This is a genomic window from Bradyrhizobium sp. ma5 (genome assembly GCF_042258955.1).
In the GTDB taxonomy this organism is placed as follows: domain Bacteria; phylum Pseudomonadota; class Alphaproteobacteria; order Rhizobiales; family Xanthobacteraceae; genus Bradyrhizobium.
Map to the genome: position 1 here is coordinate 8446489 of NZ_CP170156.1, position 26296 is coordinate 8472784.

The following is a 26296-nucleotide window of genomic DNA, read 5'->3' on the forward strand; positions in this document are numbered from 1 at the left end:
TCTCACAGCAACTGTCGGGGGCGTCGTTTGGTTGTTGTCCGACATACAAGCAGGCCGCGCCACGATCCGCAACTCGGCAGAGGCCGGTGTGGTGTGCTAGGAAGGCAGAACGCCCCACGGGATTTTCATGGCAGTTTTCATGGCAAGCAACGAGAAAGAGCGCCGATGAACGCACTCACATCCATCGCGGAACAGGTCGCCGCGAAGCTGATCGCGAACAAGCAGACGATTGCGGTCGCGGAATCCTCCACCGGCGGGCTGATCTCGGCATCGCTGCTCGCCGTGCCCGGCGCGTCGGCCTATTTCCTCGGCGGCGGCGTGATCTACACCCGCGATGCGCGGCGCGCGCTGATGGACATTCCCGACGACGCCATGCGCGGCCTCCGCTCGTCGTCGGAGCCTTATGCGCAATTGCTGGCGCGGCAGATCCGCAAGCGCCTCTCGACCGATTGGGGATTGTCGGAGACCGGCGCCGCCGGCCCCACCGGCAACCGCTACGGCGATGCCGCCGGCCACAGCTGCATGGCGGTCGCAGGTCCGCAGCAACAGGTGATCACGCTGGAAACCGCCAGCGGCGACCGGCAGGCCAACATGCAGGCGTTCGCGAAAGCGGCGCTGGAGTTACTGCTGAGGAATCTCTCGCAGTAATTTCCGCTGTCGTCCCGGGCAAGCGAAGCGCGACCCGGGACCCATAACCACAAATGCTGATTGTTGAAGGCGCTGTGGCCACAGCGTCGATCCGAACAACCGATTGTGGTTACGGGTCCCTGCTCCCGTGCGCAATGGCGCACTAGGCAGGGACGACGTCGAGGAGAGGCCGAAGCCATCACTTCTCGCGGAACGAGCGCATGAACTGGTCGCTCATCGGCTTCATCAGATACGACAGCATGGTGCGGTCGCCGGTCTGGACGAAGGCTTCCACCGGCATGCCGGGGATGATCTTCACCTCGCTGCCGAGGCGCGCGACCTCTTGCGGCGGCATCGAGACGCGGATCGTGTAGTAGCTCTGCCCGGTGCGCTGGTCGGTGTTGACGTCGGCGGAGACGCGGGTGACGACGCCGTTCAGCTCCGGCGTGGTGCGCTGGTTGAAGGCGGAGAGCCGCAGCACGGTCTTCTGTCCGACCTGGAGCTTGTCGATGTCCTGCGGATTGACCTTGGCCTCGACCGACAAATCATCGGCCCTCGGTACGATCATCATGATGGCATCGCCTGCGGTGACGACGCCGCCGACCGTATGGACGGTCGATTGCAACACGACGCCGTCCTGCGGCGCGCGGATGTCGATGCGGCGGAGCTGGTCTTCGGCGGTCACCTTGCGCTCGACGAACTCGCCGATCTTGTCGTTGGCCTCGCGCAGGTCCTTGGAGACCTCCGAGAGCATGTCCTTGTCGACCTGGATGATCTGCAGCTCGGTCTCGGTGATCTTGCCCTTGGCCTGGGCGCGCGACGCAATGTACTGCGCGCGCTCGCCGGAGAGCCGCGCCGCGTCGCGCTCCAGCGTGGTCAGACGGGTGAGCTGCACCAGATGCTGCTCATACAGCTGGCGGACGCCGACCAGCTCCTGCTGCACCAGCGCGATCTCCTTGTCCTTGGAGGTTTCCTGGGCCTGCAGGCCGGCGATTTCCTCGTTGAGCTGGGTGACGCGCTCGCGCAGCTGCGCCTTCTGGCCGGCGCGGCCGTTGACCCGCACCTCGAACAGCTTGGTTTCGCTCGCCATAATATCGCGGACGTCGGGATCCTTCGCCTGCTCGGTGAGCTGCGGCGGAAACACGATCTTGTCGAGGCCCTGCTGCTCGGCCTGGAGCCGGGCCGCACGCGCATAGAGGCCGTTCAGCGTCTTGACCACGATCGCAAGGCTCGCCTTCACGACGGTCTCGTCGAGACGCACGACGACGTCGCCCGCCTTGACCGTGTCGCCGTCGCGCGCCAGGATTTCGCCGACGACGCCGCCGGTCGGATGCTGCACCTTCTTGACGTTGGTATCGACCACCACCGAGCCCGGCGCGATCAGCGCGCCCGAGATCGGCACCGTCGCGGCCCAGCCGCCGACGCCGCCGCCCAGCACCAGGACCACGACGAGGCCGACCACGAGGTGCTTCCTGATCGAAGCATGTGCGTTGCGCGGCTGATCGGTCATGCGGTCGCTCATGACTTGGTCGCCCCCGCATCGGCGACGATCTTGATCGGCGTGGGCGCCGGCGGCGCGACGCGCTGCAGCACCTGCGCCAGCACGGTCTCCTTCGGCCCGAAGGTCTGCATGCGGCCGTCCTTGAGCACCAGCAGCTGGTCGACGCCCTCAATGCCGATCGGCCGGTGCGCGACCACGATGACGACGGCGCCGCGCTCGCGGGCGCCACGCACAGCGCGGGTCAGTGCCTCGTCGCCTTCGCTGTCGAGATTGGAGTTCGGCTCGTCCAGCACGATCAGGAACGGATTGCCGTAGAGCGCGCGCGCCAGCGCGACGCGCTGCGCCTGGCCGGCGGAAAGCGCGGTGCCCTGCTCGCCGACCTGGGTGTCGTAGCCCTCGCGCATCTTGATGATCATCTCATGCACGCCGGCCTCCTTGGCCGCCGCAATGATACCGTCGGACTTGGCGTCGGGATCGAACCGGCAGATGTTCTGCGCGACCGTGCCGGCGAACAGTTCGACGTCCTGCGGCAAATAGCCGACATGGCGGCCGAGCTGGTCCGACGACCATTGATCGAGCGCGGCGCCGTCGAGCCGTACCTTGCCGCGTGCCGGCACCCAGACGCCGACCAGCGCCCGGATCAGCGACGACTTGCCGGAACCGCTCGGGCCGATCACGCCGACGCCACTGCCGGCTTCGACGGCGAAGGTGATGTCCTGCACGATCGGGCGCTGGTCGCCCGGCGCAACCATGGTCACCGCCTCGACCGAAAGCTTCTTCTGCGGCGCCTGCAGCAGCGTCTGCTCCGGCCGCGCCGGAATCTGCTGCAGCAGGCGGTTGAGACGCTGCCAGCTCTGCCGCGCGGCGACGAAGCTCTTCCAATGCGCGATCGCGAGATCGACCGGCGCCAGCGCTCGCGCGCTCAGGATCGAACCGGCGATGATGATGCCGCCGGTGGCCTCCTGGTGGATCACGAGATAGGCACCGACCGCGAGCACGGCGGACTGCAGCATCATGCGCAGCACCTTGGCGACCGCACCGAGCCCGCCGCTCACATCGCTCGCGCGCTGATTGCCGGACAGATACTCCTCGTTGGCTTCGTTCCAGCGCTTGTTCATCCGCCCGGCCATGCCCATCGCCACGAGCACTTCGGCGTTGCGGCGGCTGGAGGCGGCGAGATCGTTGCGCCGCGCCGCGAGCGACATCGCTTCCCTGGCCGGCGTGCGCGACATGTATTCGGTGATCAGCGTCAACGTCACCAGAATGACGGCGCCGACCAGCGCCGTGACGCCGAGCAGCCAATGGAACGCGAAGCAGATCAGCATGTAGAACGGCAGCCAGGGTAAATCGAAGAACGCGCCGGGACCCATGCTGCCGAGGAAGGAACGCACATTGTCGAGGTCGCGCAGCGGCTGCAGGCCCTCGCTGCGATTGCCGGCCATCAGCGGCAGCCGCACGATGGTGTCGAACACCCGCGCATTGAGCGCTTCGTCGAGCGAGGTGCCGACGCGGCCGAGGATCCGTCCGCGCAGCAGATCGAGCACGCCCTGGGCCATGTAGAGGACCGCGGCGATGACGACGAGGCCGACCAGGGTCGGAACGCTGCGGCTCGGCAGCACCCGGTCGTAGACTTGCAGCATGAACATCGAACCTGTCAGATACAGCAGGTTGATCATGCAGCTGATGAGGCCGACGCCGATGAAGGCACTGCGGCATGCGCGCAGCGCCTCAGCCAGTTCGGAACGCCGGACAGCGGGCGCAACTGCCATAAAAACCGATCTCTGCAAATCAAAAAAGGGCTACGTGATCACCACGTTGTATATACGTTTGCGACCACCGTCCATTTCAAGTCGCGCCGACCAAAGCATGGTTGGCGGCCTATTTTTGTGATGCCACAGACAGTTGAAGGAATAATTAGCGTTAGCCGGCCGCGGAACCCGGACCCGCAGCGGGTGCGCTTCTCGGAAACGGCACGAGAATGACCGACATCGAGACCCGGCCTATCTCGCCGTCCACATCGAGCAATACCCCGCTGCCGACGCCGAGCCCGGCCTCCGGGCGCCAGCGGGCCTCGGCGCGAATGCCGATCCACGCGCCCCGTGGCGGCCTGAACAGCTGCACCGCGAGATTCGGATTGGGGTCGGCCACCACGTTCTGCACCGGGCGCGCGATGCCGTGGGTCCAGTCGGCCGGACCGAGCACGCGCGCCAGCGGGCCGGCATCCGCGATCATGCTATGGTGCATACGAAACCAGGCGACGCCGCCGCCGGCACGGGCTTCCATCGTATCCATGAACCAGCTGCGGCCATGGACCGCGTGCGGGCTGCGCAACGGAAAGACCGTGGGATCCACCGGGTCGGCTGCGCTGCCGTGAAAGCCGGGGACCTCGACCGCACGTTCGCGCGACAGCGTCACGCGCACCGTCGCACAGGGCTGCTCCTCGCCGGCCGGCCAGAGCGTGTTGTCGACGACGCTGACCCGGCCGCCCTCGGTCACGACGGCGACGTGCGTGCGCAATTCGGCCATCGGCGTCGGCCGCAGGAACCAGGCTGAAGCCGATATCGCGGTGCCCCAGTTGCGCGGACCTGCCATCGCCTCGACCTCGGCGGTCAAGAGGCTTGCGACCGCTCCGCCCTGCAGGCCTGCGAACGGCCCCGCCGCCAGCGCGGCGGGCTTCCAGTGATGCGGCGTGGTGAGCGGTTCGAAGATGGCCAAGGCGGATAAAATCTCATGAGGTGAGCAGGATTGAGCGCAGGAGCAATCTGATCCAAGAATAGCGGCCATGACAAAAGGCCATTCATCACTTCAGGTGAACAGGATTCACCCATTGGACGCCTCGGATCCGCGGACCATCCCACCGCTGACGGCGCTGCTCGCCTTCGAGCGCGCGGCAACCCAGCTCAGCTTCCGCCGCGCCGCGCGGGATCTGTCGCTGAGTCCGTCGGCGATCAGCCACCAGATCCGCGGACTGGAGCAGCAGTTCGGCACCAAGCTGTTCATCCGCGGCGCGCGCTCGGTGCGGCTGACCGCGGACGGCGAACGTTACCTTGCAAAAGTGTCGGCCGCGCTGGCGACGCTGCAGGAAGCAAGCCGCGACATGCTGCGGCAACGCGGCGAGGCCAGCGGCGAGCTGTGGATCAGCTCACTGCCGTTCTTCACCAGCGCCGTGCTGCTGCCTGCGCTGCCGGAGTTCAAGCGGCGCCATCCGCAACTGACGCTGCGGATCGAGGCCACGCACCAATATGCCGACTTCAACGGTTCGCGCGTCGATGTCGCGATCCGCTACGGGCGAGAACATGCCGCCGGGCTGAAGGTCGAGCCGCTGGTCCAGGTCAGGGGATTGCCGGTGTGCACGCCGGCGCTGGTCAAGGCAGGGCTTCGGACCCCCGCGGATTTGTCGCGGGAAGTGCTGATCCATGTCACGACGCAACCGCGGGGGTGGCCGGCCTGGCTGAAGGAGGCCGGGCTGCCGCATCTCGCCCCTCGTGGGCATCTGTGGCTCGACAGCGTGCCGGCGATGCTGGAGGCCGCCGAACATGGGCTCGGCGTGGCGCTCGCAATGGCGCCGCTGATCAAGGCGCGGCCGGGCTTCGGCAAGCGGCTGGTGGCGCCGTTTGCGTTCGAGGCCGCGCATCATGAGACGATCTACCTGGTCTCCCGCACCGAGCAGGCGCGGGACCGGCGGATCGCGGCGGTGCGGCGCTGGATCGCCGACGCGGTCGCGCGGGCATCCTAAACCGCGGCGACTGCCGGTTCTGCGAGGACGCAACGCGCCAGATGCCCGGGCGCGGTCTGCACGCTGGGCGGCAATTGTTCACTGCAGCGCGGTTCGGCGAACTTGCAGCGTGGCGCAAACGAGCAACTGGCCGGCGCGTGGTCGAGCGAAGGCGGCGTGCCCGGAATGGTCTCGAGCCGCTGGCCGCGCATCGCGCCGTGAATGGTCGATGCCAGCAGGCCCTTCGCGTAGGGATGAACCGGCGTGCGCACGATATCGCGCAAGGCGCCCTGCTCCACGATCTGGCCGGCATACATCACCGCGACCCGGTCGCAGATTTCGATGGCAACGCCGATATCGTGGGTGACAAAGATGACGGACATCCCGAATTCGCGCTGCAGCTCACGCAGCAGCAGCAGTATCTGGATCTGCACGGTGGCGTCGAGCGCGGTGGTCGGCTCGTCCGCGAGCAGGATCTTCGGCTTGCAGGCCAGCGCCAGCGCGATCATCGCACGCTGGCGCATGCCGCCCGACATCTCGTGCGGATAGGAGTCGAGCCTTCGTTTCGCGGAGGGGATCCGCACCACTTCGAGCATCTCGAGCGCGCGCGCGGTGGCATCGCGCTCGCTCTTGCCCTCGTGACGCATCACCGTCTCCGCGATCTGGCGGCCGATGGTGTAGACCGGATCGAGCGCCAGCGCCGGCTCCTGGAAGATCATCGAGACGGTCTGGCCGCGGAATGCGGACAGCGCCTCGTCATCCATCGCCAGCACGTCCCGGCCAAGCACATTGACGCGGCCGGAGATCTGCGTGCGCTTCTTCGGCAGCAGCCGCATCAGCGCGCGCAGCGTCACGCTCTTGCCCGAGCCGGACTCGCCGAGCAGCCCCAACACCTCGCCCTCGCCGAGCGACAGGCTGAGATCGTTGACGGCATGCACCGTGCGATCTCCGGTGAAGCGGATGTTGAGGTTGTTGATCTCGACGAGGCTGGTCATGCGAGCTTGGGGACCCTGGCGTGAAAGTCGGTCGCGCGCTGGAAGGCAGCGCCGATCCGGAGCAACACCGCCTCCTCGAAGGATCGGCCGATCAGCTGCATGCCGACCGGCAGACCCGCCTTGGTGAAGCCCGAGGGGATCGCGAGCGACGGCAGGCCGAGATAGTTGACCGGACGGGTGAACCGGGTCAGCCGCTGGATCACCGCTTCCGCGCCCGGACCATTGCCGACGTCGCTCTCGGCGATCGTCGGCGCGGGCACCGGCGAGGACGGCGCGATCACCGCATCGATGCCGTTGACCGCCGCATTGTGCGCGGCGAGCGCGGGCCCGCGCCAGCGCATGGCTTCGAGATAGGTGACCGCGGGAATGGTAAGGCCATTCTGCAACCGCATCAGGACCTGCGCGCCGTAATCCTGCGGCCGCTCGATCATCCAGCGCTTGTGATAGGCTGCGGCTTCGGCCGCGAGCACCAGTTGCGACGCGGCGCCGAACTGGCGCTGATCCGGCAGCTCGACCTTGACGATCTCGGCGCCCTCCTTCTTCAGGGTCGCCACCGTCTCGTCGAGGACACGCGCCACTTCGGGATCGAGGTCGTCGACATAGAATGCCGTCGGGACACCGATCCTGAGGCCCTTCAGCGATTGTCTGGTCGCAGCCAAATAATCGGGCACCGGCTGCGTCGACGCCGTCAGATCCTCGGGGTCGGCGCCGGCCATCAGACCGAGCAGCAGCGCGCAGTCCTCCGCGGTCTGCGCCAGCGGACCGACGGTGTCGAGCGACTGCGACAGCGGCATCGCGCCGGCGCGGCTGACGCGGCCGACCGTCGTCTTCAGGCCGGTGACGCCGCAGAAATGCGCCGGCATGCGCACCGAGCCGCCGGTGTCGGAACCCAGCGCAGCAAAGGTGAGCCGCGCGGCGACCGCCGAGCCCGAGCCGGACGACGAGCCGCCGGTGATGTGCTCGGTGTTCCAGGGATTGCGCACAGGGCCGTAATGCACGTTGTGGCCGGTCGGACCATAGGCGAACTCGACCATCTGCAATGAGCCGAGCCGGACCTGCCCGGCATCCTTCAGCCGCTGCAACGCCGTCGCGGTCGTCTTCGGCACGAAGTCACGGCGAATCAGCGAGCCACAGGTCACGACCTTGCCGGCCTCGTAATACATGTCCTTGTGCGCCAGCGGCACGCCGTGCAGCGGACCTCGGCTGTTGCCCTTGGCGAGCGCGGCATCGGCCTCGGTGGCGGCGGCAAGCGCCTGTTCGGATTCGATCGCCATATAGGCATTGAGGCGCGGCTGCCATTCCGCAATGCGATGCAGCACGGCGCGCGTCACCTCATGCGAGGAGACCTTCTTGTCGGCGATCGCCTTGGCGACCGAGGTCAGCGTCATCAGGGCCGGATCAGAGCTCATTTCGACACCTTCTGCGCCAGCCGGAAGCTCGCGGGTTCGAGATCGAACGGCAGCGTGCCGGAGATCGGCGCGAAGCCGTCGAATGCCGGGCCGATCGAGTTGGCGATCCGGCTGGCGACATCGTCATCGGCAGGCACGTCGGCGACGTGCGCGATCACCTTGACATCTTTGGGAGTTGGTCTGGTCATGCCGCATTTTCTCCTTTTGCTTTTGCCGGCGCGCGGCTGTGCCCCGAGCCAGGAATGGCCATGTAGCACGCCGCTTGATGGCCCATTGTATCGAGATCGCTGAGTTTTGGCGTGTCGTTTGCGCAGAGCGGCTCCGCAAACGGGCAACGGGTGTGGAATCGACAACCGGCCGGCGGATCGATCGGATTGGGCGGATCGCCCGAGATCGGCGGCACTTCGGTGCGCCTGTCGGGATCTGATGACGGCATCGCCGCCAGCAGCGCGCGGGTATAGGGATGCGCCGGCGCATCCCAGACCGCGTCGACCGGGCCGAGCTCGACCACTTCGCCGAGATACATCACAAGCACGCGATCGGAGATGTAGCGGACCACGTTGAGATCGTGGCTGATGAAAAGATAGGTCAGGCCGAATTCGCGCTTCAAATCGGCGAGCAGATTGAGCACCTGCGCCTCGACCGATTTGTCGAGCGCGGAGACCGCCTCGTCGAGGATCACGAGCCGCGGCGACAGCGCGAGCGCGCGGGCGATGTTGACGCGCTGGCGCTGGCCGCCTGACACTTCATGCGGATAGCGGTTAGCGAAAATCTCCGGCCGCAAACCCACCTTGCCGAGCAGCTCGCGCGCCAAGGTCCGCGCCGTGTCATCGGCCATGCCGTGGACCTTGGGTCCGAAGGCGATCGATTCCTCGATGGTGAGGCGCGGATTGAGCGAGGCGTAGCTGTCCTGGAACACCATCTGCACACCGCGCCGCAAGTCGCGCAGCGAAAGCGCCGGGCCGACCTGCCGGCCGTCAAAGATGATGTCGCCGGCATCGCGCGCCATCAGGTGCATCAGCAGCCGCGCGGTGGTCGATTTGCCGCAGCCGGATTCACCGACAATGCCGACGGTCTCCCCCTTCATGACCGCGAAATTGACGTCGTCGACGGCACGCACGGTCTTGCGCGGGCTGAATAGCCCGCCGCGCACCGGGAAGTGCTTGGTCAACCCGCTGACCTGCAGCAGCGGTTGCGCGGCGCCGCCGATATCGGCGACCGGCTCCAGCATATCGACGGAGAGATTGGCCTCGCTCATGCTCTAGTTCCTGATGTCCATGGCGCTGCGCATGCCATCGCTGAGCAGATTGAAGCAGATCGAGACCGCGAAGATCATCGCGCCCGGCAGCGCTGCGACCCATGGATTGACATAGATCGCGGTGCGCAGCGTGTTCAGCATCAAGCCCCATTCCGGCTCCGGCGGCTTGGTGCCCAGCCCGAGGAACGACAGACCGGCCGCGAGGATCATCGACACCGAGATCAGGCCGGTGGCGTAGACGAAGATCGGGCCGAGCACATTGCCGAGCATGTGCACGCGCATGATGGTGAAGGGACCGGCGCCGGACGCGCGCGCCGCCTCGACGAAATCCATGTTGCGGACGCCGGTGGTGACGCTCTCGGCGACACGGGTGATCTGCGGCACGAACACGATGGTCAGCGACACGATCGAGTTGGTGATGCCGGCGCCGAGCGCACCCGAGATCGCGATCGCCAGCAACACCGACGGGAAGGCGTAGAATACGTCGACGGTGCGCATGATCGCGGTGTTGAGCTTGCCGCCGACGTAACCGGCGACGAGGCCGAGCGCGGTGCCGATCGTGAAGGCGAGGACCACCGGCAGGATGCCGATGACCAGCGACAGCCGTCCGCCGTAGATCAGCCGCGCCAGCATGTCGCGGCCGAGCTCGTCGGTGCCGAGCGGATAGCCCGGCGTGCCGATGTGGCGGAGACGGCGGATCATCGAGCCCTGATAGGGATCGGCGAGATGCAGCCATGGCGCCAGCAGCGCGGAGGCGAAGATCAGCACCAGGATGATGGCGCAGGCCATGCTGACCTTGTCGCGCCTGATGCGGCGCCCGACCGTCGCCCAGTAGCCGCGCGCCTTGGTCGCGGGGGCGGCCTGCAATGCAGTATCCGACATCGCACTCATGGCTAGCTCCGCTTGATGCGCGGATCGATCGCGGCCTGCGCGATGTCGACCAGGAGATTGAGCAACACAAAGAACAGCGCCAGCACCAGGATCGTGCCCTGCAGCAGCGGCAGATCGCGCTGGAAGATCGCCGAGTTCAGCAACAGCCCCGAGCCTGGCCAGGAGAACACGGTCTCGATCAGGATCGAGCCGCCGAGCATGTAACCAAGCTGAAGTCCCATCACCGCAAGCGCGGTCGGCGCCGCGTTCTTGATGACGTGACGAAATACCCCGGTCTCGCGCAGGCCCTTTGCGCGCAGCGCCTCGACAAAATCCTGGCTCAGGATGTCGCCGGTCAGCGCGCGCACCGTGCGGGTGACGATGCCCATCGGGATCACCGAGGTGGTGATCGCCGGCAGCACCAGATAGCGCAGATGCTCCCAGTCCCATGCCCAGGCGCCGGAGCCGCCGGGGCCGGCACCGACCGCGGGCAGCCAGTTGAGCTGCACCGAGAAGATGATGACCAGCACCATGCCGAGCCAGTAGTGCGGCAGCGAGACGCCGGCGATGGCGATCGATGTTGCGACCTTGTCAACCCAGGTGTCGCGGAAATAGCCGGCGATCAGGCCGAACAGCAAGCCAAGCGTGAAGCCGATCATCGCAGCCGCAATCGCCAGCATCACGGTGTTGCTAACCGCGCGCATCACTTCAGACAGGACCGGCCGCCCCGTGGCGATCGAATTGCCGAGATCGCCATGGATCGCGCGCCACAGCCACAGGCCGAATTGCACAGGCAACGGGCGATCGAAGCCGTAAGCGCTGCGCAATTGCGCGGCGAGCTCCTGCGAGGCATCGGCCGGCAGCACCGCGACCAGGGGGTCGCCGGGCGTGATGTGCACCAGGAGGAAGCACACCAGCGCAACGCTGAGCACGATCGGAATGACGTAGACGATCCGTCTGGACGTATAGGCGAGCACGTTGGGTTCTTTCTTCCTACTCCCCTTGCGGGAGAAGGTGGCGCGCAGAGCGCGCCGGATGAGGGGTCCTGTCCGCGGATAAAGTCATTTCACTTGAGCGAGGAGCGTCCGCGGAGACAACCCCTCGCCCGGCTTCGTTTTCAGCGAAGCCACCCTCTCCCACAAGGGGAGAGGGTGCACCGATTTACAACGTTAACATCACGGCACGACCGAGACCGGCGAGAAGTCGACGAACCAGCTCTTCGGCTGCACAAAGCCCTTGACCTTCGGGCTCATCGCGCGCGGCGCAACGTCGTGCGCGACGTAGAGGAACGCCGCGTCGTCGACCGAGGCGGCGTGCAGCTCGGCGAGCGCGGCGTCGCGCGCCGCCGGCTCGAAGGTCTGGCGGGCCTTCTTCACCAGCTCGTCGAACTTCGGGTTGTTGATGAAGCCCCAATTGTTCGAGACCGGCGGCGCCATGCCGGATTGCAGGAAGCGCACCAGCGCGAAGAACGGATCCATCGCTGCATAGGTGACGTTGGTCGCGTTCGATCCGTTGGCCGACGGATCCTTGGCGCCGCGCCGCCAGTTGGTGAACAGCGTATTCCACTCGATGACGTCGAGCTGCACATCGAAGTAGCACTCGGCCAAAGCCTGTTGCAGATACTCGTTCATCGGCAGCGGCAGCATCTGCCCCGAACCCGACGCCGAGGTCTGGATCTTGACCGTCAGCTTCTTGTTGGGACCGAAGCCGGCCTCCTGCATCAGCTTCTGCGCGGCCGGCTTGTCGTACTTGATCTGGAAGGTCGGGTTGCCGCGCCAGGGATGGCCGGGCTCGAACGTGCCGGTGGCCGGCACCATCAGCCCCGCGAGCAGGCCGTCACGCAGCCCTTCGCGATCGATGCAGAGATTGGCGGCCTTGCGGACGCGGACGTCATTCCACGGCGATCCCTCGACGCGGGAGAACTGCCACGGCCAGACATGCGGCTCCTCGTTGGAATACAGATTGAAGCCGCGCTGCTTGATCTCGGGCAGTGCGTCAGGCGCCGGCGCCTCGATCCAGTTGACCTGCCCCGACAGCAGCGCCGCAGTGCGCGCGTTGGCCTCAGGCATCGGCAACAGCACCATCTTGTCGGTCTTCGGCACGCGGGCCTTGTCCCAGTAGTTCTCGTTCTTCACCAGCTCGAGCCGCTCGCGCGGCGTGAAGCTCGACATCTTCCAGGGGCCGGTGCCCGACGCGTCCTTGGCGAACGCCGCCCATGCGGCCTGCGCCTTCGCCTTGGCATCGGCACCTTCGGCCTTGTCGTAGAATTGCTGCCACTTGGCCGGGCTCGCCATGAACAGATTGGTGAGGTTGATCGGCAGGAAGCTGTCCGGCTCCTTGGTGGTCAACTCCACCGTCATGTCGTCGATCTTGCGCGCCGACACCAAGGTCGGCATGCGCGAGGCGGTGACGCCGACCTGGCTCGCGTCGTATTGCGGAGCGTCCTGCTTCAGCACCTTGTCGACGTTCCAGACCACAGCGTCGGCATTGAACGGCGAGCCGTCGTGGAAGCTGACGCCGGGACGCAGCTTGAAGATCCACTTGGTCTTGTCGGCATCGTCGACCTTCCACTCAGTGGCGAGGCCCGGAATCATCGCGCTCGCCTTGTCCGACGACGACAGGTCCCACATCGTCAGCGCGTCATACATCGTGAGCCCGGTGAAACGGTTGCCCTCAAAACCCTGGTCGGGCTGCCCGAGCGTGCGCGGAATATCGGCAGCCGTCATGCCAATGCGCAGCACGGTCTCGGCGCTGGCGATCGCCGGCACACAATTGGCGATCGCAAGCGCCAGCATGATCGCCGTCGCACTGGTCTTCCTGTTACGCATCTGAGCAACCCCTTCAAAGTCTGGTGACGTTTTGGTGATTATTTCTTGTGCAAGCGTATGCAATGCCTGTGCCAAGGGGAATAGTTCTTCAGCAAATAACCGCTGGGCGCGTCATTTCTTCCCACCTCGCGTCTGAACCGTGCGAAGATGCCTATTCTGGCATCATGCTTGCAGGATTTGGCCCCGACTTCCCAGCAACGGAGCCTTCATATGCGCGCGCGCAATTCGATCCTGATGGCGGCGATGGCGCTCGCCTTGACCGCGGGCTGGCCGGCCATGTCGGCGCGAGCCGAGTCCATTGTGCGCTACGGCATTTCGATGGCCGACATTCCGCTGACGACCGGGCAGCCCGATCGCGGCGCCGGCGCCTATCAGTTCACCGCCTACACGATCTACGATCCGCTGGTGGCCTGGGAGATGGACGTTGCCGACCGGCCCGGCAAGCTGGTGCCCGGGCTTGCGACCGAATGGAAGGTCGACGACAACGACAAGACCAAGTGGCGCTTCACCTTGCGCAAGGGCGTTAAATTCCACGATGGCAGCGAATTCAACGCCGACGCGGTGATCTGGAATCTCGACAAGGTGCTGAATGACAAGGCACCGCAATTCGACAAGCGGCAGAGTGCGCAGGTCAAGACCCGGCTGCCCTCGGTTGCGAGCTACGCCAAGATCGACGACTCTACCATCGAGATCACCACCAAGACGGTCGACTCCTTCTTTCCCTACCAGATGCTCTGGTTTCTGGTCTCGAGCCCCGCGCAGTACGAAAAGCTCGGCAAGGACTGGGACAAGTTCGCCAGCCAGCCCTCCGGCACCGGCCCGTTCAAGCTGACCAAGCTGGTGCCGCGCGAGCTCGCCGAGCTGACCAAGAACCCGGACTATTGGGACAAGAAGCGGCTGGCGAAGGTCGACAAGTTGATCCTGATCCCGATGCCGGAGGCGCTGACCCGCACCAACGCACTGCTGGCCGGCCAGGTCGACCTGATCGAGACGCCGGCGCCCGATGCCGTGCCGCAGCTCAAGGCCGCCGGCATGAGGATCGTCGACAACGTGACGCCGCATGTCTGGAATTATCATTTGAGCGTGCTGCCGGGTTCGCCCTGGACCGATATCCGGCTGCGCAAGGCGCTCAACCTCGCGATCGACCGCGACGCGGTGGTTGGCCTGATGAACGGCCTCGCCAAGCCGGCCAAGGGCCAAGTCGACCCGTCGAGCCCGTGGTTCGGCAAGCCGAGCTTCGAACTGAAATACGACCTCGCGGCCGCGAAAAAGCTGGTGGAGGAAGCCGGCTATTCCAAGGACAAGCCACTGAAGACGACCTTCATCATCGCCCAGGGCGGCACCGGGCAGATGCTGTCGCTGCCGATGAATGAATTCCTGCAGCAGAGCTTCAAGGAGATTGGCATCGATATCGACTTCAAGGTGGTCGAGCTCGAGACGCTCTATTCGCACTGGCGCAAGGGCGCCGCCGACGAGATGAACGCCGGTATCACCGCCAACAACATCGCCTACGTCACCTCGGATCCGCTCTACGCCATCGTGCGGTTCTTCCATTCCGGCCAGGTGGCGCCGACCGGCGTCAACTGGGGCGGCTACAAGAATCCGAAGGTCGACGCGCTGATCGACGAGGCCAAGCAGACCTTCGACAGCGCGAAACAGGATGCGCTGCTGGCGCAGGCGCACGCGCTGATCGTCGACGATGCCGCGCTGGTGTGGGTGGTGCACGACACCAATCCGCACGCGCTGTCGCCGAAGGTGAAGACCTTCGTGCAGGCGCAGCACTGGTTCCAGGATCTGACGCAGATCGGGCTGGAGTAAGTCTCTCGTCGTCCCGGCGAACGCCGGGACCCATAACCACGAGTGGGTGTTGTTAGAAAGCCGTCTGGCCGCTTGCCCACTACGCCGGCCACGGCGTATGGGTCCCGGCCTTCGCCGGGACGACGCGGCGTTTGCGTCGCCTACTTCGTCGTCAACGCAAAGGCGCCGTCCCAATCGTCCGGCGGCGGCTCCTTCTGGAAGGCGCGGATGCGCGCCTCGTAGAGGCGGTAGAGATATTGCAGCGTCTGCGCCTCGTCGGTCTTGCGGCCGCGCTCGATCGCGGCGAGCGCGCCGTCCCAATCGCGGCCGCGGTAACAGGCTAGCATCTCGATGGTCAGGTTGCGCAGCCGCTGGAAGCGGCCGGAACCGGCCACATCCTCACGACCGGCGATCGCATAGATCACCTCGGGCTCCTTCTTGCCCTTCACCATGATGAAGTCGAGCTCGAGGATCGCGAACTTCTCCTTCACCGCCAGCGCGGTCTTCGATCCCACGATGATCGGGAAGCCGTACTCCTTAGACTGGCCCTCCAGCCGCGAGGCCAGATTGACGCTGTCGCCGAACACCGAATAGTCGAAGCGGACATCGGAACCCATATTGCCGACCACGCAGGTGCCGGTGTTGAGACCGACCCCGATGTTGAGCGGCACATAGACGTGGCCACCTTCCTGGGCCTCCGCCTCGCGCGCACGGTTGAGGTCGTCGACCCGTTCCAGCATGTCGAGCGCGGCGTCGCAGGCGTTGAGCTGGTGTTGCTTGTCGTCGAGCGGCGCGTTCCAGAACGCCATGATGGCGTCGCCCATGTATTTGTCGATCGTGCCCTTGCGGGCAAGGATCGCGTTGGAAAGCGGGGTGAGGAAACGGTTCATCAGCGCCGTGAGGCCCTGCGGATCGCGCTTGTAGGTTTCCGAGATCGTGGTGAAGCCGCGCATGTCCGAGAACATGATGGTCATCTCGCGCTCTTCGCCGCCGAGCACGAGCCGTTCCGGCGCCTGCGCCAGCTGCTCCACCAGCGCGGGCGACATGTACTGCACGAATTGCGACCTGATCTGCCGGCGCTGCTGCTGTTCGCGCACGAAGGCGGAGAAGATCAGGGTGAGATAGATTGCCGTGGTCGACATCAACGGATAGGTGAAATCGATCAGGAGCCGGTGCTGGGAGTAGAAGTACCAGGAGGTGCCGATCAGCACCGAGGCAAACAGCCCGCCGACGACGACCAGCGTGATCGGACCGAACTTCGGCGCGAAGGCGATGACCAGGAGCCCCATGATCAGCGCCGCGAAGAACTCGATGCCGATGCCGTAGTTCGGCTGCGAAACCACGTCCCCGGTCAGCGCGCTCTCCAGCACCTGGGCGTGAACCTCGACACCGGGCATCGCCGGCGTCACCGGCGTGGTCTTGATGTCGTTGAGTCCGACCGAAGAGGTGCCGATAAGGATCAGCTTGCCGGCGATCCTGTCCGGCGGCACCCGCCCATCCAGCACATCGACGGCCGAGACGTAGATCGAGGGATCACGGCGCGCGTAGTGGATCCAGAGCTGGCCATAGAGATCGGTCGGGATCGCAAAGCCCTTGATACCGAGGCTCTGGATGCCGGCCTTGTCGGCCTTGATCAGGATGGTGCCCGAGCCGCCAGCCACCCGCAGCATTTCGAAGGTCAGCGACGGCATGGTGATGCCCTGCGCGACCATCATCATCGGCACCCGCCTGACGATGCCGTCGCGTTCCGGCCTGATCGTGAACAGGCCTCGCCCGGCCGCGGCCTCCTCGAGCACCGGCACGTTGCGCAACAATCCCGGAAACTGGAACATGAAGCGCTGCGGCTCCTCGCCCAGCATCGCAAGCCCGGTGACCGGCAGCTTTTCGTTGAGATCGGCGCGCACGTTGGGGCCGCCGGATTCGCCGAGCACCACACGCGAGTTCTTGATGGCGTCGGCCAGGATGCTGTCGTTGCTCGGCAGTTGCCGCAGCCTGGCGCGCATCTCCTCATCGAGGCTGCTGAACGTATCGGCCGCGATATCGGGGTTCAGGCGGTCGGGCTCAGAGAACACCGCGTCGAACGCGATCACCACGGCGCCGAGCCGGGTGAGGTTGATGACGATGTCGGCAAGCCGCGTCCGCGGCCACGGCCATTGCCCGAGCCGGGGGTCGGCGAGGCTCTTCTCGTCGATATCGACGATGGTGACGGGCCGCGCGGTCTTCTGGCGAGGTTCGAGCACCTGGAACGTGTCAAACGTCCTGACGCGAAGCTCCTGCACCGGAGCCGGGTCCGCGACCCGCAGCGCGGCAAAGCCGATCAACAGCGCCACGCAGGCCAGCCGCGCATAGCCGAAGCGCCGTCCGAACCACCTTCGTATCGCCTTCAGCCGTCTCATACCGTCTGGATATCACGCGCGGAGATTTGTTCCAATCGAGCAGACGTTGCGCAATGCAGGATCCAGCCGGCCTTTTCTGGAGGCCGGCGCGCCCATCACGTATAATGAATGATGAAGTCGCTCTGATGCAAACTCGCCTTCGAGACATTGTGCAGCGTGATCGTGTCTGCACTGTCGACCGTGATCAGCGTATCCGACGAATTCGTCGGCGACGTTGCCACATGCTGATCGAACCAGCTGCTGAAGGTGCTTGTCGAGACGACCGTGGATAGGTCGATCTGGTCCTGGCCCGGCGTAAAGTTCAGGATCGTGTCGTGATTGAAGTTCGGCGCAAACACGAACTTGTCCTGAGAGCCCGATCCGAAAAACACGTCTTTGTCGCCGGTCCCCGTCAGCGTCACCGGCTGAGACGGATTTTGCTGGACGTTGAAGATCAGGTTGACCGTATCGCTCGCGCCGTTGCCGTCGGTCACGGAGAGCGCGATCTTGTCGGTCGCCGGCGGGGTCTCGCCCGGGTTGTAGACGAGGCCCGGCGACCCGAGCGCGGTGTTGATATCCGGGAGATGGCCGAGCAGCGCAGGCGGCGCGACGCTGCTGCCCGAACCGGGGTTCGTCGCGGCCGCCAGGGTGAAGTTCTCGTTGGCGCCGGCATCGACATCCGTGACGGTCAGGCCGGAGATCGTTTCGGTCCCGTCGGGATTGTTGGTGATGCTGATGTTGTCGGCATGGATCACCGGCGCGTCGTTGGCGCCGACGACATCGACCGTCAGCGTCGCAGTCCCGGTCGCGCCATGGGCATCGATGGTCTCGACGGTGAACGTGTCGGCATAGGTGCCCTTGGCCAGCGCGTTGATCGCGGCGGCGTCGGGAACGTAGCTGTAGGTGCCGTCCGGGTTGACCGTGAGCGAGCCGTAGAGGCCCGCGATCGACGAGTTGACCGCGACGTGGTCCGAATTGAGGGCCGCATAGGTCAGCGTCGCGGTCTCGCCATCGTCGACGTCATGGCCGTGCAGCGCGCCGGTGACCGGGCTGAACGTGTCGTCAGCAGCGGTATCGGTGAGCGTGCCGGCATTGACATCGGCCAGCGTCGGCGCGTCGTTGGCGCCGTTGATCGTGATCGTCACGGGCGTGGTGATGACGCCGCCGTGATGGTCGTCGATCTGGATCGTGTAGGTCAGCGTCAGCGACTCGCCGACAGCGAGATAGTCGAAATTCTGGTCCGCGGCCGAGAAGGCCCAGGCCTGCGATCCGTTCACATGGCCGGTCGAATCCGTCAGCGCGCCCAGCGACAGCCAGGTCAGGATCGTGGACTGGTCCTCGGGCAGGCCCGCGGTCGCCCCGGATTCGGCCACGCCGGTGATGGATACGGCGTGAGTATCGCTGAGATCGACATCGGCAAATCCCACCACGCCCGATGCGACGTCCGGCTTGGATGAACCCGTCGTGTCGGGCTGCTCGGGAATGGTGGCGGACTGCGGCGCCGACGTCACGGTCGGCGCGTCGTTGGCGCCGGTGATGGTGATCGTCACCGGTTGGCTGATCACGCCGCCATGATGGTCGTCGATCTTGACTGTGTAGGTCAGCGTCAGCGACTCGCCGACGGCGAGATAGTCGAAATTCTGGTCCGCGACCGAGAAGGTCCAGGCTTGCGATCCATTCACATGGCCGGTCGAATCCGTCAGCGTGCCCAGCGAGAGCCAGTTCAGGACCGTGGACTCGTCCTCAGGCAGGCCGGTGGTCGTTCCGGACTCCGCCACGCCGGTGACGGACACCGTATGAGCGTCGCTGAGATCGACGTCGGCAAACGCCACCACGCCTTGGGCGACGTCCGGCTTGGTCGAGCCGGTCTCGCCGATCGCCTCGGGGACCGAGGTGGTCGACGGTTCCGATGTGAACGTCGGGGTGTCGTTGGTGCCCGTGATGGTGATCGTGACGGGCTGGGTGACGACGCCGCCATGGTGGTCGTCGACCTGGATCAGGTAGGTCAGCGTCAGCTTCTCGCCAGCCGCCAGATAGTCGAAATTCTTGTCGGCGGCCGAGAACGTCCAGGCATCGGATCCGGTGACGCCGCCGGTCGTATCCTTCAGCGTGCCCAGCGACAGCCAGCTCAGGATCGTCGCCTGATCGGGGAGCCCGGTGGTAACGCCCGTTTCGGTGACGCCGGCCACGGTGACGCTGTGGGTGTCGCTGAGATCGGCATCAGTGAAGGTCACGGTGCCGGACGCGGTATCCGGATTCGCCGAACCGGTTACACCTTCGGCCTCGGTGATGGCCGCCGCCTGGGTCGGCGAGGTGATCACCGGCCTGTCGTCGGTGCCGACGATCGTGATCGTGACGGGGACGGTGACGACGCCGCCATGATGGTCATCGATCTGGATCGTGTAGATCAGCGTCAGCGTCTCGCCGGTGGCGAGATAATCGAAACTCTTGTCGGCGGCCGAGAACGTCCAGGAGCGCGATCCCGTCATGCCGTCGGTCGAATCGGTCAGCGCGCCCAGCGACAGCCAGCTCAGCAAGGTGGCCTGGTTGGGAATTCCGCCAGTGAAGCCGGTCGCGGTGACGCCGGTGATGGCGACCGTGTGCGTGTCGGTCAAATCCGCATCGGTAAACGTCACCGTGCCATGCGCCGTATCGGGCGCGGCGGAATTCGTCGTCCATGGCAATTCGGTGATCGAACCGACCTGCGCCGCCGACGTAACAACCGGCGTGTCGTTGGTGCCGGTGATCGTGATGGTGATGGTCTTGAATGCGGTCTCGTTGCTCAGCGCGTAGTTGTTATCGACGCGCACCATATAGGTGAGTGTCAGCGTTTCGCCGGCGGCGAGGAAGTCGAAGGCGCCGTCGGCGAGGCTGTAAGTCCAGGTCGCCGAACCGATGTTGTTGTTCAGCGGATTGGGGTCGAGCAGCACCGGGACCTCGACGGCCGCGATGGCCGCCTGTTCCGCCGCCGTCAGCGACGAAGTGACATCGTGGCCGCCGGCGTCGTGGTAGCTGAACGTGCTGAAGTTGATCGTTGCAGTCGGCTTGTCGCCGAGGTTGACGTCCACCCAGGTGATCTGGCCGGTCACCGTGTCGGGCAGCGCGCTATGGGTCTGTCCGGCCTGCTCGGTGAACGCCGCATTCTGAGTCACGACATGCGGCGCCCCGGCGATGTGGTCGGACTTGATGGGCGCGGCCTGCGATGCGGGATTGTTGGTCAACCCCAGCAGAAAGCTGATCGGCACGATCGCCTCGCCGGTCGCGAGTTTCAGGCCGAACGTGACCGGGACGACACTGTCGGTGAAGTTCGTCGTGAGCTTGGTGTTGGGATTCGAATTGTCGGTGAACTTCAGCGCAAAGACATCGGAGATCAGCTTCTGCGCATCGGTCGACAGTTGCGCCGACGAGACGAAGCTGACGCTGCCCTGGCCGTTGACGATGGTCTGGGTACCAGCCTGATCGACGGTCGCGATCGGATTGAGCGTCGTCTTGTCGAACAGGATGTAGGAGCCGGTGGTGCCGTCGGGCTCGACCAGCACCTGGAATTTGGCCGGCGGCACGCCACCCGAGCCTTGTACGTCGAAATCGATCTCGACCAGCACGGCGGTACCGCGGATGCCCATGGTCGCGACCGGCGTATCGACCTTCATGTCGCCATGCTTGGCGGTGGCGCCGGCAACGAACGAGATCGTGCCCGAGACGAGGCTCATCAGCGACGAGTTGCTCGACCCGTTCGGGTCGTAGATCATCTCGTTCAGCACCATCTTGGCATTCGGTCCGAGACCGAACACGGTGCCGTCGATGAAGGTGATGCCGAGCGTCGAGTCACTGCCGGACTGCACCACGTCACCCTTGTTGACGTTGTCGCCCTGGTTCAGGACAACAGCGACACCATTGCGGATCGCGGTAGCGCTGCCCGTCAGCTTGGTGACATGGCCGATGACCTTTGCCGGTTCCACCACGCCGCCGGCCTGGGCATATTGGGTGTGGCCGGTGAGCGCGCTGACGATCTTGCCAGTGAGATGCGCACCTTCAGGTGACGCCAGTGCAGCGTGTTTCTCGCCCTTGAAGTAGTCGCGCAGGACGAGTTCCCGGTCGTCCTTCGAGATGACGAGATCGAGCCCGGTCCGCTTGAAGTCGCCGGTGAACAGCAATTGCCCGTCGTCGACGGTGATCGCGCCGGGCGGCGCGTGCGTGGACACGCTGTCGACATGCACCGATCCGCGGGCATAAGCGTCCACGTTCGGCAAATGGCCGTCGAATTTCTCGACAAAGTTCACTGCGGATCACCGCACGAAGGTTAATATTGGTAGATTATCCGAATGATTACGCGTGCATATCATCGGATAAAGCTTCGCGAAACCATCCTGTGCTTTCGCAAGGTGCTCTGATTGCGCGGTTTGAGTGGGTGTGACTTGGCTCACTCTCACATGAGTCGTGTATTTCCAACTCGCCTGACGGTACCATGAGATGGGATTGAAACCAAGATGGGTACTGAGCCACGTATTCGTGGTATTCACTGGCATTTCTCTACTTGCCTTTATTTCCCCGCGGCCCCGAGAGGGCGTCTGACCCCAATTTTCCGGCCAAAGCTGTGACTTGGCTTACAAATCGCAGCTATCCCGCGCGCGGACCGGCCGGGTTAACCAGAAAGCAAGTGTGAGGCGTTTCGCGGTGGAAAAAGGTTCGCCGGTCCGTTTCACAAACCGGTAAAGTTTTCGGGACCCGGCGCACGCGCCCTTTAGCCTCCTGCCCGGTTTCCCCACATCTTAAGTCGATTCGAAGGGATCGTTGGCCATGCTGCCGGCATGAAACGATCCGGTCGCGTGCGCGGTGCAGTATCCACCCGTCGATGAGCGGACAGGGGGTGTCACATGGGTAACTCGCTTCGCTCGTTTGCGCTGCGCGCCGTCATGCTGGGCTTCGGCCTGGCCATGGCCGCGCCGATTGCCGAGCTCAATGCCGCCTCAGTGCTTTCGCCCGGCCCGGCGACCCTCCTCAGAAAGTCGACCGAGCCGTTCGGCCTGGCGACCAGTCTGCTTGCCGGCGGCGGCCTGCGCGACAAATGGCTCGGCGTGCAGCGCCAGCTTGCCTACGAACTGGTGCAGCTCGCAGCCTGCGAGAGCGACCGCGCGGGGTGTGCGTCGCCGGAGGCGCTGCGGTTCCTGGCGATCGTCGATGCCGGACGCGCGCACACCGGTCGCGCCCGTCTCGGCGAGATCAACCGCGCGATCAATCTGGCGATCCGCCCGGGCAGCGATCTCGCGACTTATGGCGAGCCCGACGTCTGGGCCACGCCGCTTGCCACCTTTGCCCGCGGCAGCGGCGATTGCGAGGATTATGCGATCGCGAAATTCGTGGCGCTAGGCAAGGCCGGCGTCGCGCCGGAAGATTTGCGCATCGTCGTGATGCATGACCTGCTCGGCGGCGAGGACCATGCCGTGGTCGCGGCGCGGCTTGACGGCCACTGGCTGACGCTCGACAACCGCCGCATGGCGATGATCGAGGATGCCGACATCAGGCGTTTTCGGCCGACCTTCGTGATCGACCAGAACGGCGTCAGCCGTTATGTCGACGCTCCGCTCGTCACCGAGGCCGCGTGGTGGCCGGCGGCGGCGATGAATTAAGACCGCCAGACATAGTTTCCGTCATTGCGAGCGAAGCGAAGCAATCCATCCTTCCGCGGAAAAGGTGGATTGCTTCGTCGCTTCGCTCCTCGCAATGACGGCGTGCTGGACCGCTCAGAACATCAAATTGTCCTTGACCAGCACCCAGCGGCCGCCCTTGACCTGCTGCACCTGGGTGATGGTGTTGGCGAGATGATCGGTCTTGGAGAACTTGGTCGGCGGCGAGCTGAAGATGTCGAGGAACTTGTCGCCTGACTCCAGCGCGTCCAGCATCTTCTGGCCGGTGAGATCCTTGCCCGCCTTTTGTGCGTAGAAGGCGAAGGTCATCACCGCGTTGTAGCCGATGATCGCCTGCGTGTTGGCCTCGCTGTTGAACATCTTCTTGTAGTTGACCAGCCAGTCCTTCACCTTGCCCTTGGCGGTATCCTCGTAGGGAATCTCGAAACCCGACGCGGCGTAGAGGCCCTCGACCGCTTCCTTGCCGAGCGCCGGCACTTCGAGCACGTTGGTCGGGGTGGCGCCGAGGAAGGTCACTTCCCAGCCGAGCTTCTTCGCCTCGTTCATCGCGCCGATGGTCTCGCGGATCACGGTGCCGAGCACGACAAGATCGCAGCCGTCGGACTTCATCTTGGCGACCTGTGCCGAGAAGTCGGAGGCGCCGCGCTTGTAGCTCGTGACTGAGGCGGGCTGCACCTTCATCGCGCCGAGCTGCTGGGTGAAGCCGTCGAGCACGTTCTTACCGTACTCGTCGTCCTGGTGCATGATGCAGGGCTTCTTGAAGTTCTTCCACTCCATCATGTATTTGATCGCGGCGCGCGTGCTCTCGACATAGGGCAGCAGGTTGTTGAACTTCAGCCGCTCCTGCGGCTTGGCGGGATCGAACTTGAAGGTAAATTCGGCGGCGGTCAGCGGGAACAGCTGCAGCACGCCGGCATCGAACAGGATGTCCTGCGCCGCGAGCACGGTCGGCGAGCCCATCGGGCCGATCATCGCGAAGACCTTGTCGCGCTCGACCATCTTCTGCGAGGCCAGCACGGCCTTCTTCGGGTCGTAACCATTGTCCTCCAGGATCATCTTGATCTTGCGACCGTTGATTCCGCCGCTAGCGTTGATTTCCTCAACCGCCATCTTCATGCCGTTGGACACCGGAACGCCCCAGACCTTGATCGGGCCGGACAAATCCTGATGCGTTCCGATCACGATCTCGGTCGGCGAGATGCCTTCATTGGTGACCTTGGTCTGGGCTGCGGCCGGCAGACAGGTCAGCACCAGAGCGCTCACCGCAAGGCCCAGCGCCTTCAGCGATTTCGACATTGCAGTCTCCTCCTCACATGGCCCATGTTGGGCGAAGGGTCGGGCCTGCTCGCTCCCTCGCCAATTCCATACCTCCGCTTACGCCACCGCCCGCGCGCCATACATGGCGTCGATCTCGGCCGCGTAGCGCTTGTTCACAAAACTGCGCTTCAGCTTCATGGTCGGTGTCAGCTCCTCGTCTTCGGGCGTGAGCTGGCGCTCGATCAGGTAGAATTTCTTGACGGTCTCGACGCGCGCGAACTTTGCATTGACCGCCTCGATCTCGCGCTGAATCAGGTCCTGGATCTCGCGAGCCCGGCACAGGCTCGCGTAGTTGGTGAAGGGGATGTCCTGATCCTGGGCGTATTTCTCGACATTCTCCTGATCGATCATGATCAGGCAGGTGAGATACGGCCGCTTGTCACCGATCACGACCGCATCGGAGACGTAAGGCGAGAACTTCAGCTGGTTCTCGATCTCCGACGGCGTAATGTTCTTGCCGCCGGAGGTGATGATGATGTCCTTCATCCGATCGGTGATCTTCACATAGCCTTCATTGTCGATCGCACCGACGTCGCCGGTGTGAAGCCAGCCTTTCGCGTCGATCGTCTCGGCGGTCTTCTCCGGCTGGTTGAGATAGCCCATGAACAGGAAGTCGCCCTTGATCAGGATCTCGCCCTTCGGGCAGATCATGACCTCGCCCCAGGGGGCGGCCTTGCCGACCGAGCCGAGCTTGATGCGCTCCGCCGGCATCATGGTCGCGACGCCGCAATTCTCGGTCTGGCCGTAGACCTCGCGCATGTCGATGCCGAGCGCGAGATACCAGCGGATCAGATCCGGCGAGATCGGCGCCGCGCCGGTCAGCGCGATCCGGCAGCGGTCGAGCCCGAGCATGCGGCGGATGTTGCGGAACACCAGCCAGTAGGCCGCACGGTTGGCGAGCCGCAGCGACAGCGGCGGCGTCTCGCCCTCCAGCCGGCACTCGGTCATCCGGTTGCCGATCGCAAGCGCGCGGGCGTACATCCAGTTCTGGAACGGGGTCGCGTCCTTCAGCGCGATGGTGATGCCGGAATAGAACTTCTCCCAGATCCTGGGCACCGCAAGGAATGCAGTCGGCTGCACCTCGCGCAGATTGTCCGGCACCGTCTCCGGGCTCTCGGCAAAATTCATCACCGAACCCAGCGCGAGCGAGATGTAGTAGCCACCGACCCGCTCGGCGACATGGCAGAGCGGCAGGAACACCAGCCGCTCCTCGCTGTCGGTCGAGGGGTAGAGATCATTAGCGTGGCGCATCTGGTGCGTGACGCTGCGGTTGGAATGCATCGCGCCCTTGGGCGGGCCTGTGGTGCCCGAGGTGTAGACCAGGATCGCGAGATCGGAGGCGGTGCGGCTGCCGGTCATCTCATCCCACAAGGCATCATTGCCTTGCGCATGATTGCGGCCGAGCGCCGTGAATTCGGCGAGCGACAGCACCATCGGATCGGAGAATCCGGAGAGGCCCTCCATGTCGAACACGACGATTTTTTCCAGCGTCGGACAGCGCGACCGGCAGGTCAGCACCTTGTCGAGCTGCTCCTCGTCCTCGACGAACATCACCCGCGTCCGGGAATCATTGACCAGGTATTCCACCTGCGCCGCCGAATCGGTCGGATAGATGCCAGAGGACACGCCGCCGGCGCACAGGATGCCCATGTCGGCATAAACCCACTCCGGCACCGCGTTGGCGATGATCGAGGCGACGTCGCCGGGGCGGAAGCCGGTCGCATGCAGGCCGAAGGCGATGTCCTTGGAGATCTGCAGCCATTCACGCCAGCTGGTCGGCTGCCAGATGCCGAACTTCTTTTCGCGGATCGCGGGCCGCTCGCCACGCGTCTGCACCGCGAGCAGAAAGCTCCTCGCGATCGTGTCGGCAACCGTCAGCACCGCTGGTCCTGCCATGCGCGCTCCCTCCTCTGCCGCTTGCCTCACCCGCCGGCTCGAAGGCCGGTCTTGTTCGCGAAG

General features: G+C 64.9%; 18 protein-coding genes. 4 read left to right on the forward strand and 14 right to left on the reverse strand.

Translation table 11 applies throughout. The features are described 5' to 3' along the window. Positions 1–165: 165 nt before the first annotated feature. Complete coding sequence (locus ACE103_RS39965; protein ID WP_375777431.1) at positions 166–648, forward strand: CinA family protein; 483 nt, start codon at positions 166–168, stop codon at positions 646–648. 178 nt (positions 649–826) lie between these two features. Here ACE103_RS39965 and ACE103_RS39970 read toward each other — a convergent pair whose 3' ends face one another. From ACE103_RS39970 to ACE103_RS39980, 3 genes are all read right to left on the reverse strand, one after another. Further along, positions 827–2149: an HlyD family type I secretion periplasmic adaptor subunit gene (locus ACE103_RS39970; protein ID WP_223972485.1), complete on the reverse strand. Its 1323-nt coding sequence runs from the start codon at positions 2147–2149 to the stop codon at positions 827–829. Continuing rightward, the gene (locus ACE103_RS39975) at positions 2146–3897 is read right to left on the reverse strand and encodes a type I secretion system permease/ATPase (protein WP_223972483.1); all 1752 of its coding nucleotides are present in this window, start codon (positions 3895–3897) and stop codon (positions 2146–2148) included. Before ACE103_RS39975 ends, ACE103_RS39970 begins: the two co-directional genes overlap by 4 nt. Before the next feature lie 151 nt (positions 3898–4048). Then, positions 4049–4843: an acyl-CoA thioesterase domain-containing protein gene (locus ACE103_RS39980; protein ID WP_375777432.1), complete on the reverse strand. Its 795-nt coding sequence runs from the start codon at positions 4841–4843 to the stop codon at positions 4049–4051. Positions 4844–4955: 112 nt separating this feature from the next. Between ACE103_RS39980 and ACE103_RS39985 the strand changes: the two genes are divergently transcribed. Beyond that, positions 4956–5864 (forward strand): LysR substrate-binding domain-containing protein, encoded by a 909-nt coding sequence (locus tag ACE103_RS39985; RefSeq protein WP_375777433.1) that lies wholly within the window; start codon positions 4956–4958, stop codon positions 5862–5864. On the opposite strand, the gene ACE103_RS39990 is transcribed toward ACE103_RS39985, so the two are convergent. The 7 genes from ACE103_RS39990 to ACE103_RS40020 all read right to left on the reverse strand — a co-directional run bounded on the left by ACE103_RS39990 (position 5861) and on the right by ACE103_RS40020 (position 13170). Next, positions 5861–6838 carry an ABC transporter ATP-binding protein gene (locus ACE103_RS39990; protein WP_375777434.1) on the reverse strand — a complete coding sequence of 326 codons (978 nt, stop codon included), beginning with the start codon at positions 6836–6838 and terminating at the stop codon, positions 5861–5863. The two genes, ACE103_RS39985 and ACE103_RS39990, sit on opposite strands and share 4 nt — an antisense overlap. Continuing rightward, the gene (locus ACE103_RS39995) at positions 6835–8247 is read right to left on the reverse strand and encodes an amidase (protein ID WP_375777435.1); all 1413 of its coding nucleotides are present in this window, start codon (positions 8245–8247) and stop codon (positions 6835–6837) included. The genes ACE103_RS39990 and ACE103_RS39995 overlap by 4 nt, the downstream gene beginning before the upstream one ends. Next, the gene (locus ACE103_RS40000) at positions 8244–8435 is read right to left on the reverse strand and encodes a hypothetical protein (protein ID WP_375777436.1); all 192 of its coding nucleotides are present in this window, start codon (positions 8433–8435) and stop codon (positions 8244–8246) included. Before ACE103_RS40000 ends, ACE103_RS39995 begins: the two co-directional genes overlap by 4 nt. Then, positions 8432–9505: an ABC transporter ATP-binding protein gene (locus ACE103_RS40005; RefSeq protein ID WP_375777437.1), complete on the reverse strand. Its 1074-nt coding sequence runs from the start codon at positions 9503–9505 to the stop codon at positions 8432–8434. The genes ACE103_RS40000 and ACE103_RS40005 overlap by 4 nt, the downstream gene beginning before the upstream one ends. Positions 9506–9508: 3 nt before the next feature. Continuing rightward, the gene (locus ACE103_RS40010) at positions 9509–10387 is read right to left on the reverse strand and encodes an ABC transporter permease (protein ID WP_375781280.1); all 879 of its coding nucleotides are present in this window, start codon (positions 10385–10387) and stop codon (positions 9509–9511) included. An 11-nt stretch (positions 10388–10398) separates the two neighbouring features. Next, positions 10399–11352, reverse strand: a complete 954-nt coding sequence (locus tag ACE103_RS40015; protein ID WP_223972469.1) for an ABC transporter permease — start codon at positions 11350–11352, stop codon at positions 10399–10401. Positions 11353–11550: 198 nt separating this feature from the next. Beyond that, the gene (locus ACE103_RS40020; protein ID WP_375781281.1) at positions 11551–13170 is read right to left on the reverse strand and encodes an ABC transporter substrate-binding protein; all 1620 of its coding nucleotides are present in this window, start codon (positions 13168–13170) and stop codon (positions 11551–11553) included. A 243-nt stretch (positions 13171–13413) separates the two neighbouring features. Here ACE103_RS40020 and ACE103_RS40025 point away from each other — a divergent pair, with 243 nt between their 5' ends. Further along, positions 13414–15021, forward strand: coding sequence for an ABC transporter substrate-binding protein (locus ACE103_RS40025; RefSeq protein ID WP_375777438.1), 1608 nt, complete (start codon positions 13414–13416; stop codon positions 15019–15021). 140 nt (positions 15022–15161) lie between these two features. On the opposite strand, the gene ACE103_RS40030 is transcribed toward ACE103_RS40025, so the two are convergent. Both ACE103_RS40030 and ACE103_RS40035 read right to left on the reverse strand, forming a co-directional pair. Further along, positions 15162–17396: a CHASE2 domain-containing protein gene (locus ACE103_RS40030; protein WP_375777439.1), complete on the reverse strand. Its 2235-nt coding sequence runs from the start codon at positions 17394–17396 to the stop codon at positions 15162–15164. 95 nt (positions 17397–17491) lie between these two features. Next, entirely contained in the window at positions 17492–21655 is a 4164-nt protein-coding gene (locus tag ACE103_RS40035) for a VCBS domain-containing protein (RefSeq protein ID WP_375777440.1), read from the reverse strand. Positions 21656–22249: 594 nt separating this feature from the next. Between ACE103_RS40035 and ACE103_RS40040 the strand changes: the two genes are divergently transcribed. Next, a complete protein-coding gene (locus ACE103_RS40040) occupies positions 22250–23002 on the forward strand; it encodes a transglutaminase-like cysteine peptidase (RefSeq protein ID WP_375777441.1) in 753 nt (250 codons plus the stop codon). Positions 23003–23116: 114 nt separating this feature from the next. On the opposite strand, the gene ACE103_RS40045 is transcribed toward ACE103_RS40040, so the two are convergent. Further along, positions 23117–24316: an ABC transporter substrate-binding protein gene (locus ACE103_RS40045; RefSeq protein WP_375777442.1), complete on the reverse strand. Its 1200-nt coding sequence runs from the start codon at positions 24314–24316 to the stop codon at positions 23117–23119. Positions 24317–24394: 78 nt separating this feature from the next. Then, entirely contained in the window at positions 24395–26233 is a 1839-nt protein-coding gene (locus ACE103_RS40050) for an AMP-dependent synthetase/ligase (protein WP_375777443.1), read from the reverse strand. Positions 26234–26296 lie beyond the last annotated feature (63 nt).

What these genes read in the sequence shown, in the direction of transcription:
- ACE103_RS40010 (WP_375781280.1), bottom strand. Translation starts at nt 10,387, where the DNA reads ATGTCGGATACTGCATTGCAGGCCGCCCCCGCGACCAAGGCGCGCGGC.
- ACE103_RS40050 (WP_375777443.1), bottom strand. Translation starts at nt 26,233, where the DNA reads ATGGCAGGACCAGCGGTGCTGACGGTTGCCGACACGATCGCGAGGAGC.
- ACE103_RS39970 (WP_223972485.1), bottom strand. Translation starts at nt 2,149, where the DNA reads ATGAGCGACCGCATGACCGATCAGCCGCGCAACGCACATGCTTCGATC.
- ACE103_RS40000 (WP_375777436.1), bottom strand. Translation starts at nt 8,435, where the DNA reads ATGACCAGACCAACTCCCAAAGATGTCAAGGTGATCGCGCACGTCGCC.
- ACE103_RS40020 (WP_375781281.1), bottom strand. Translation starts at nt 13,170, where the DNA reads ATGCTGGCGCTTGCGATCGCCAATTGTGTGCCGGCGATCGCCAGCGCC.
- ACE103_RS40005 (WP_375777437.1), bottom strand. Translation starts at nt 9,505, where the DNA reads ATGAGCGAGGCCAATCTCTCCGTCGATATGCTGGAGCCGGTCGCCGAT.
- ACE103_RS39975 (WP_223972483.1), bottom strand. Translation starts at nt 3,897, where the DNA reads ATGGCAGTTGCGCCCGCTGTCCGGCGTTCCGAACTGGCTGAGGCGCTG.
- ACE103_RS39995 (WP_375777435.1), bottom strand. Translation starts at nt 8,247, where the DNA reads ATGAGCTCTGATCCGGCCCTGATGACGCTGACCTCGGTCGCCAAGGCG.
- ACE103_RS40025 (WP_375777438.1), top strand. Translation starts at nt 13,414, where the DNA reads ATGCGCGCGCGCAATTCGATCCTGATGGCGGCGATGGCGCTCGCCTTG.
- ACE103_RS40045 (WP_375777442.1), bottom strand. Translation starts at nt 24,316, where the DNA reads ATGTCGAAATCGCTGAAGGCGCTGGGCCTTGCGGTGAGCGCTCTGGTG.
- ACE103_RS39990 (WP_375777434.1), bottom strand. Translation starts at nt 6,838, where the DNA reads ATGACCAGCCTCGTCGAGATCAACAACCTCAACATCCGCTTCACCGGA.
- ACE103_RS40030 (WP_375777439.1), bottom strand. Translation starts at nt 17,396, where the DNA reads ATGAGACGGCTGAAGGCGATACGAAGGTGGTTCGGACGGCGCTTCGGC.
- ACE103_RS39965 (WP_375777431.1), top strand. Translation starts at nt 166, where the DNA reads ATGAACGCACTCACATCCATCGCGGAACAGGTCGCCGCGAAGCTGATC.
- ACE103_RS40040 (WP_375777441.1), top strand. Translation starts at nt 22,250, where the DNA reads ATGGGTAACTCGCTTCGCTCGTTTGCGCTGCGCGCCGTCATGCTGGGC.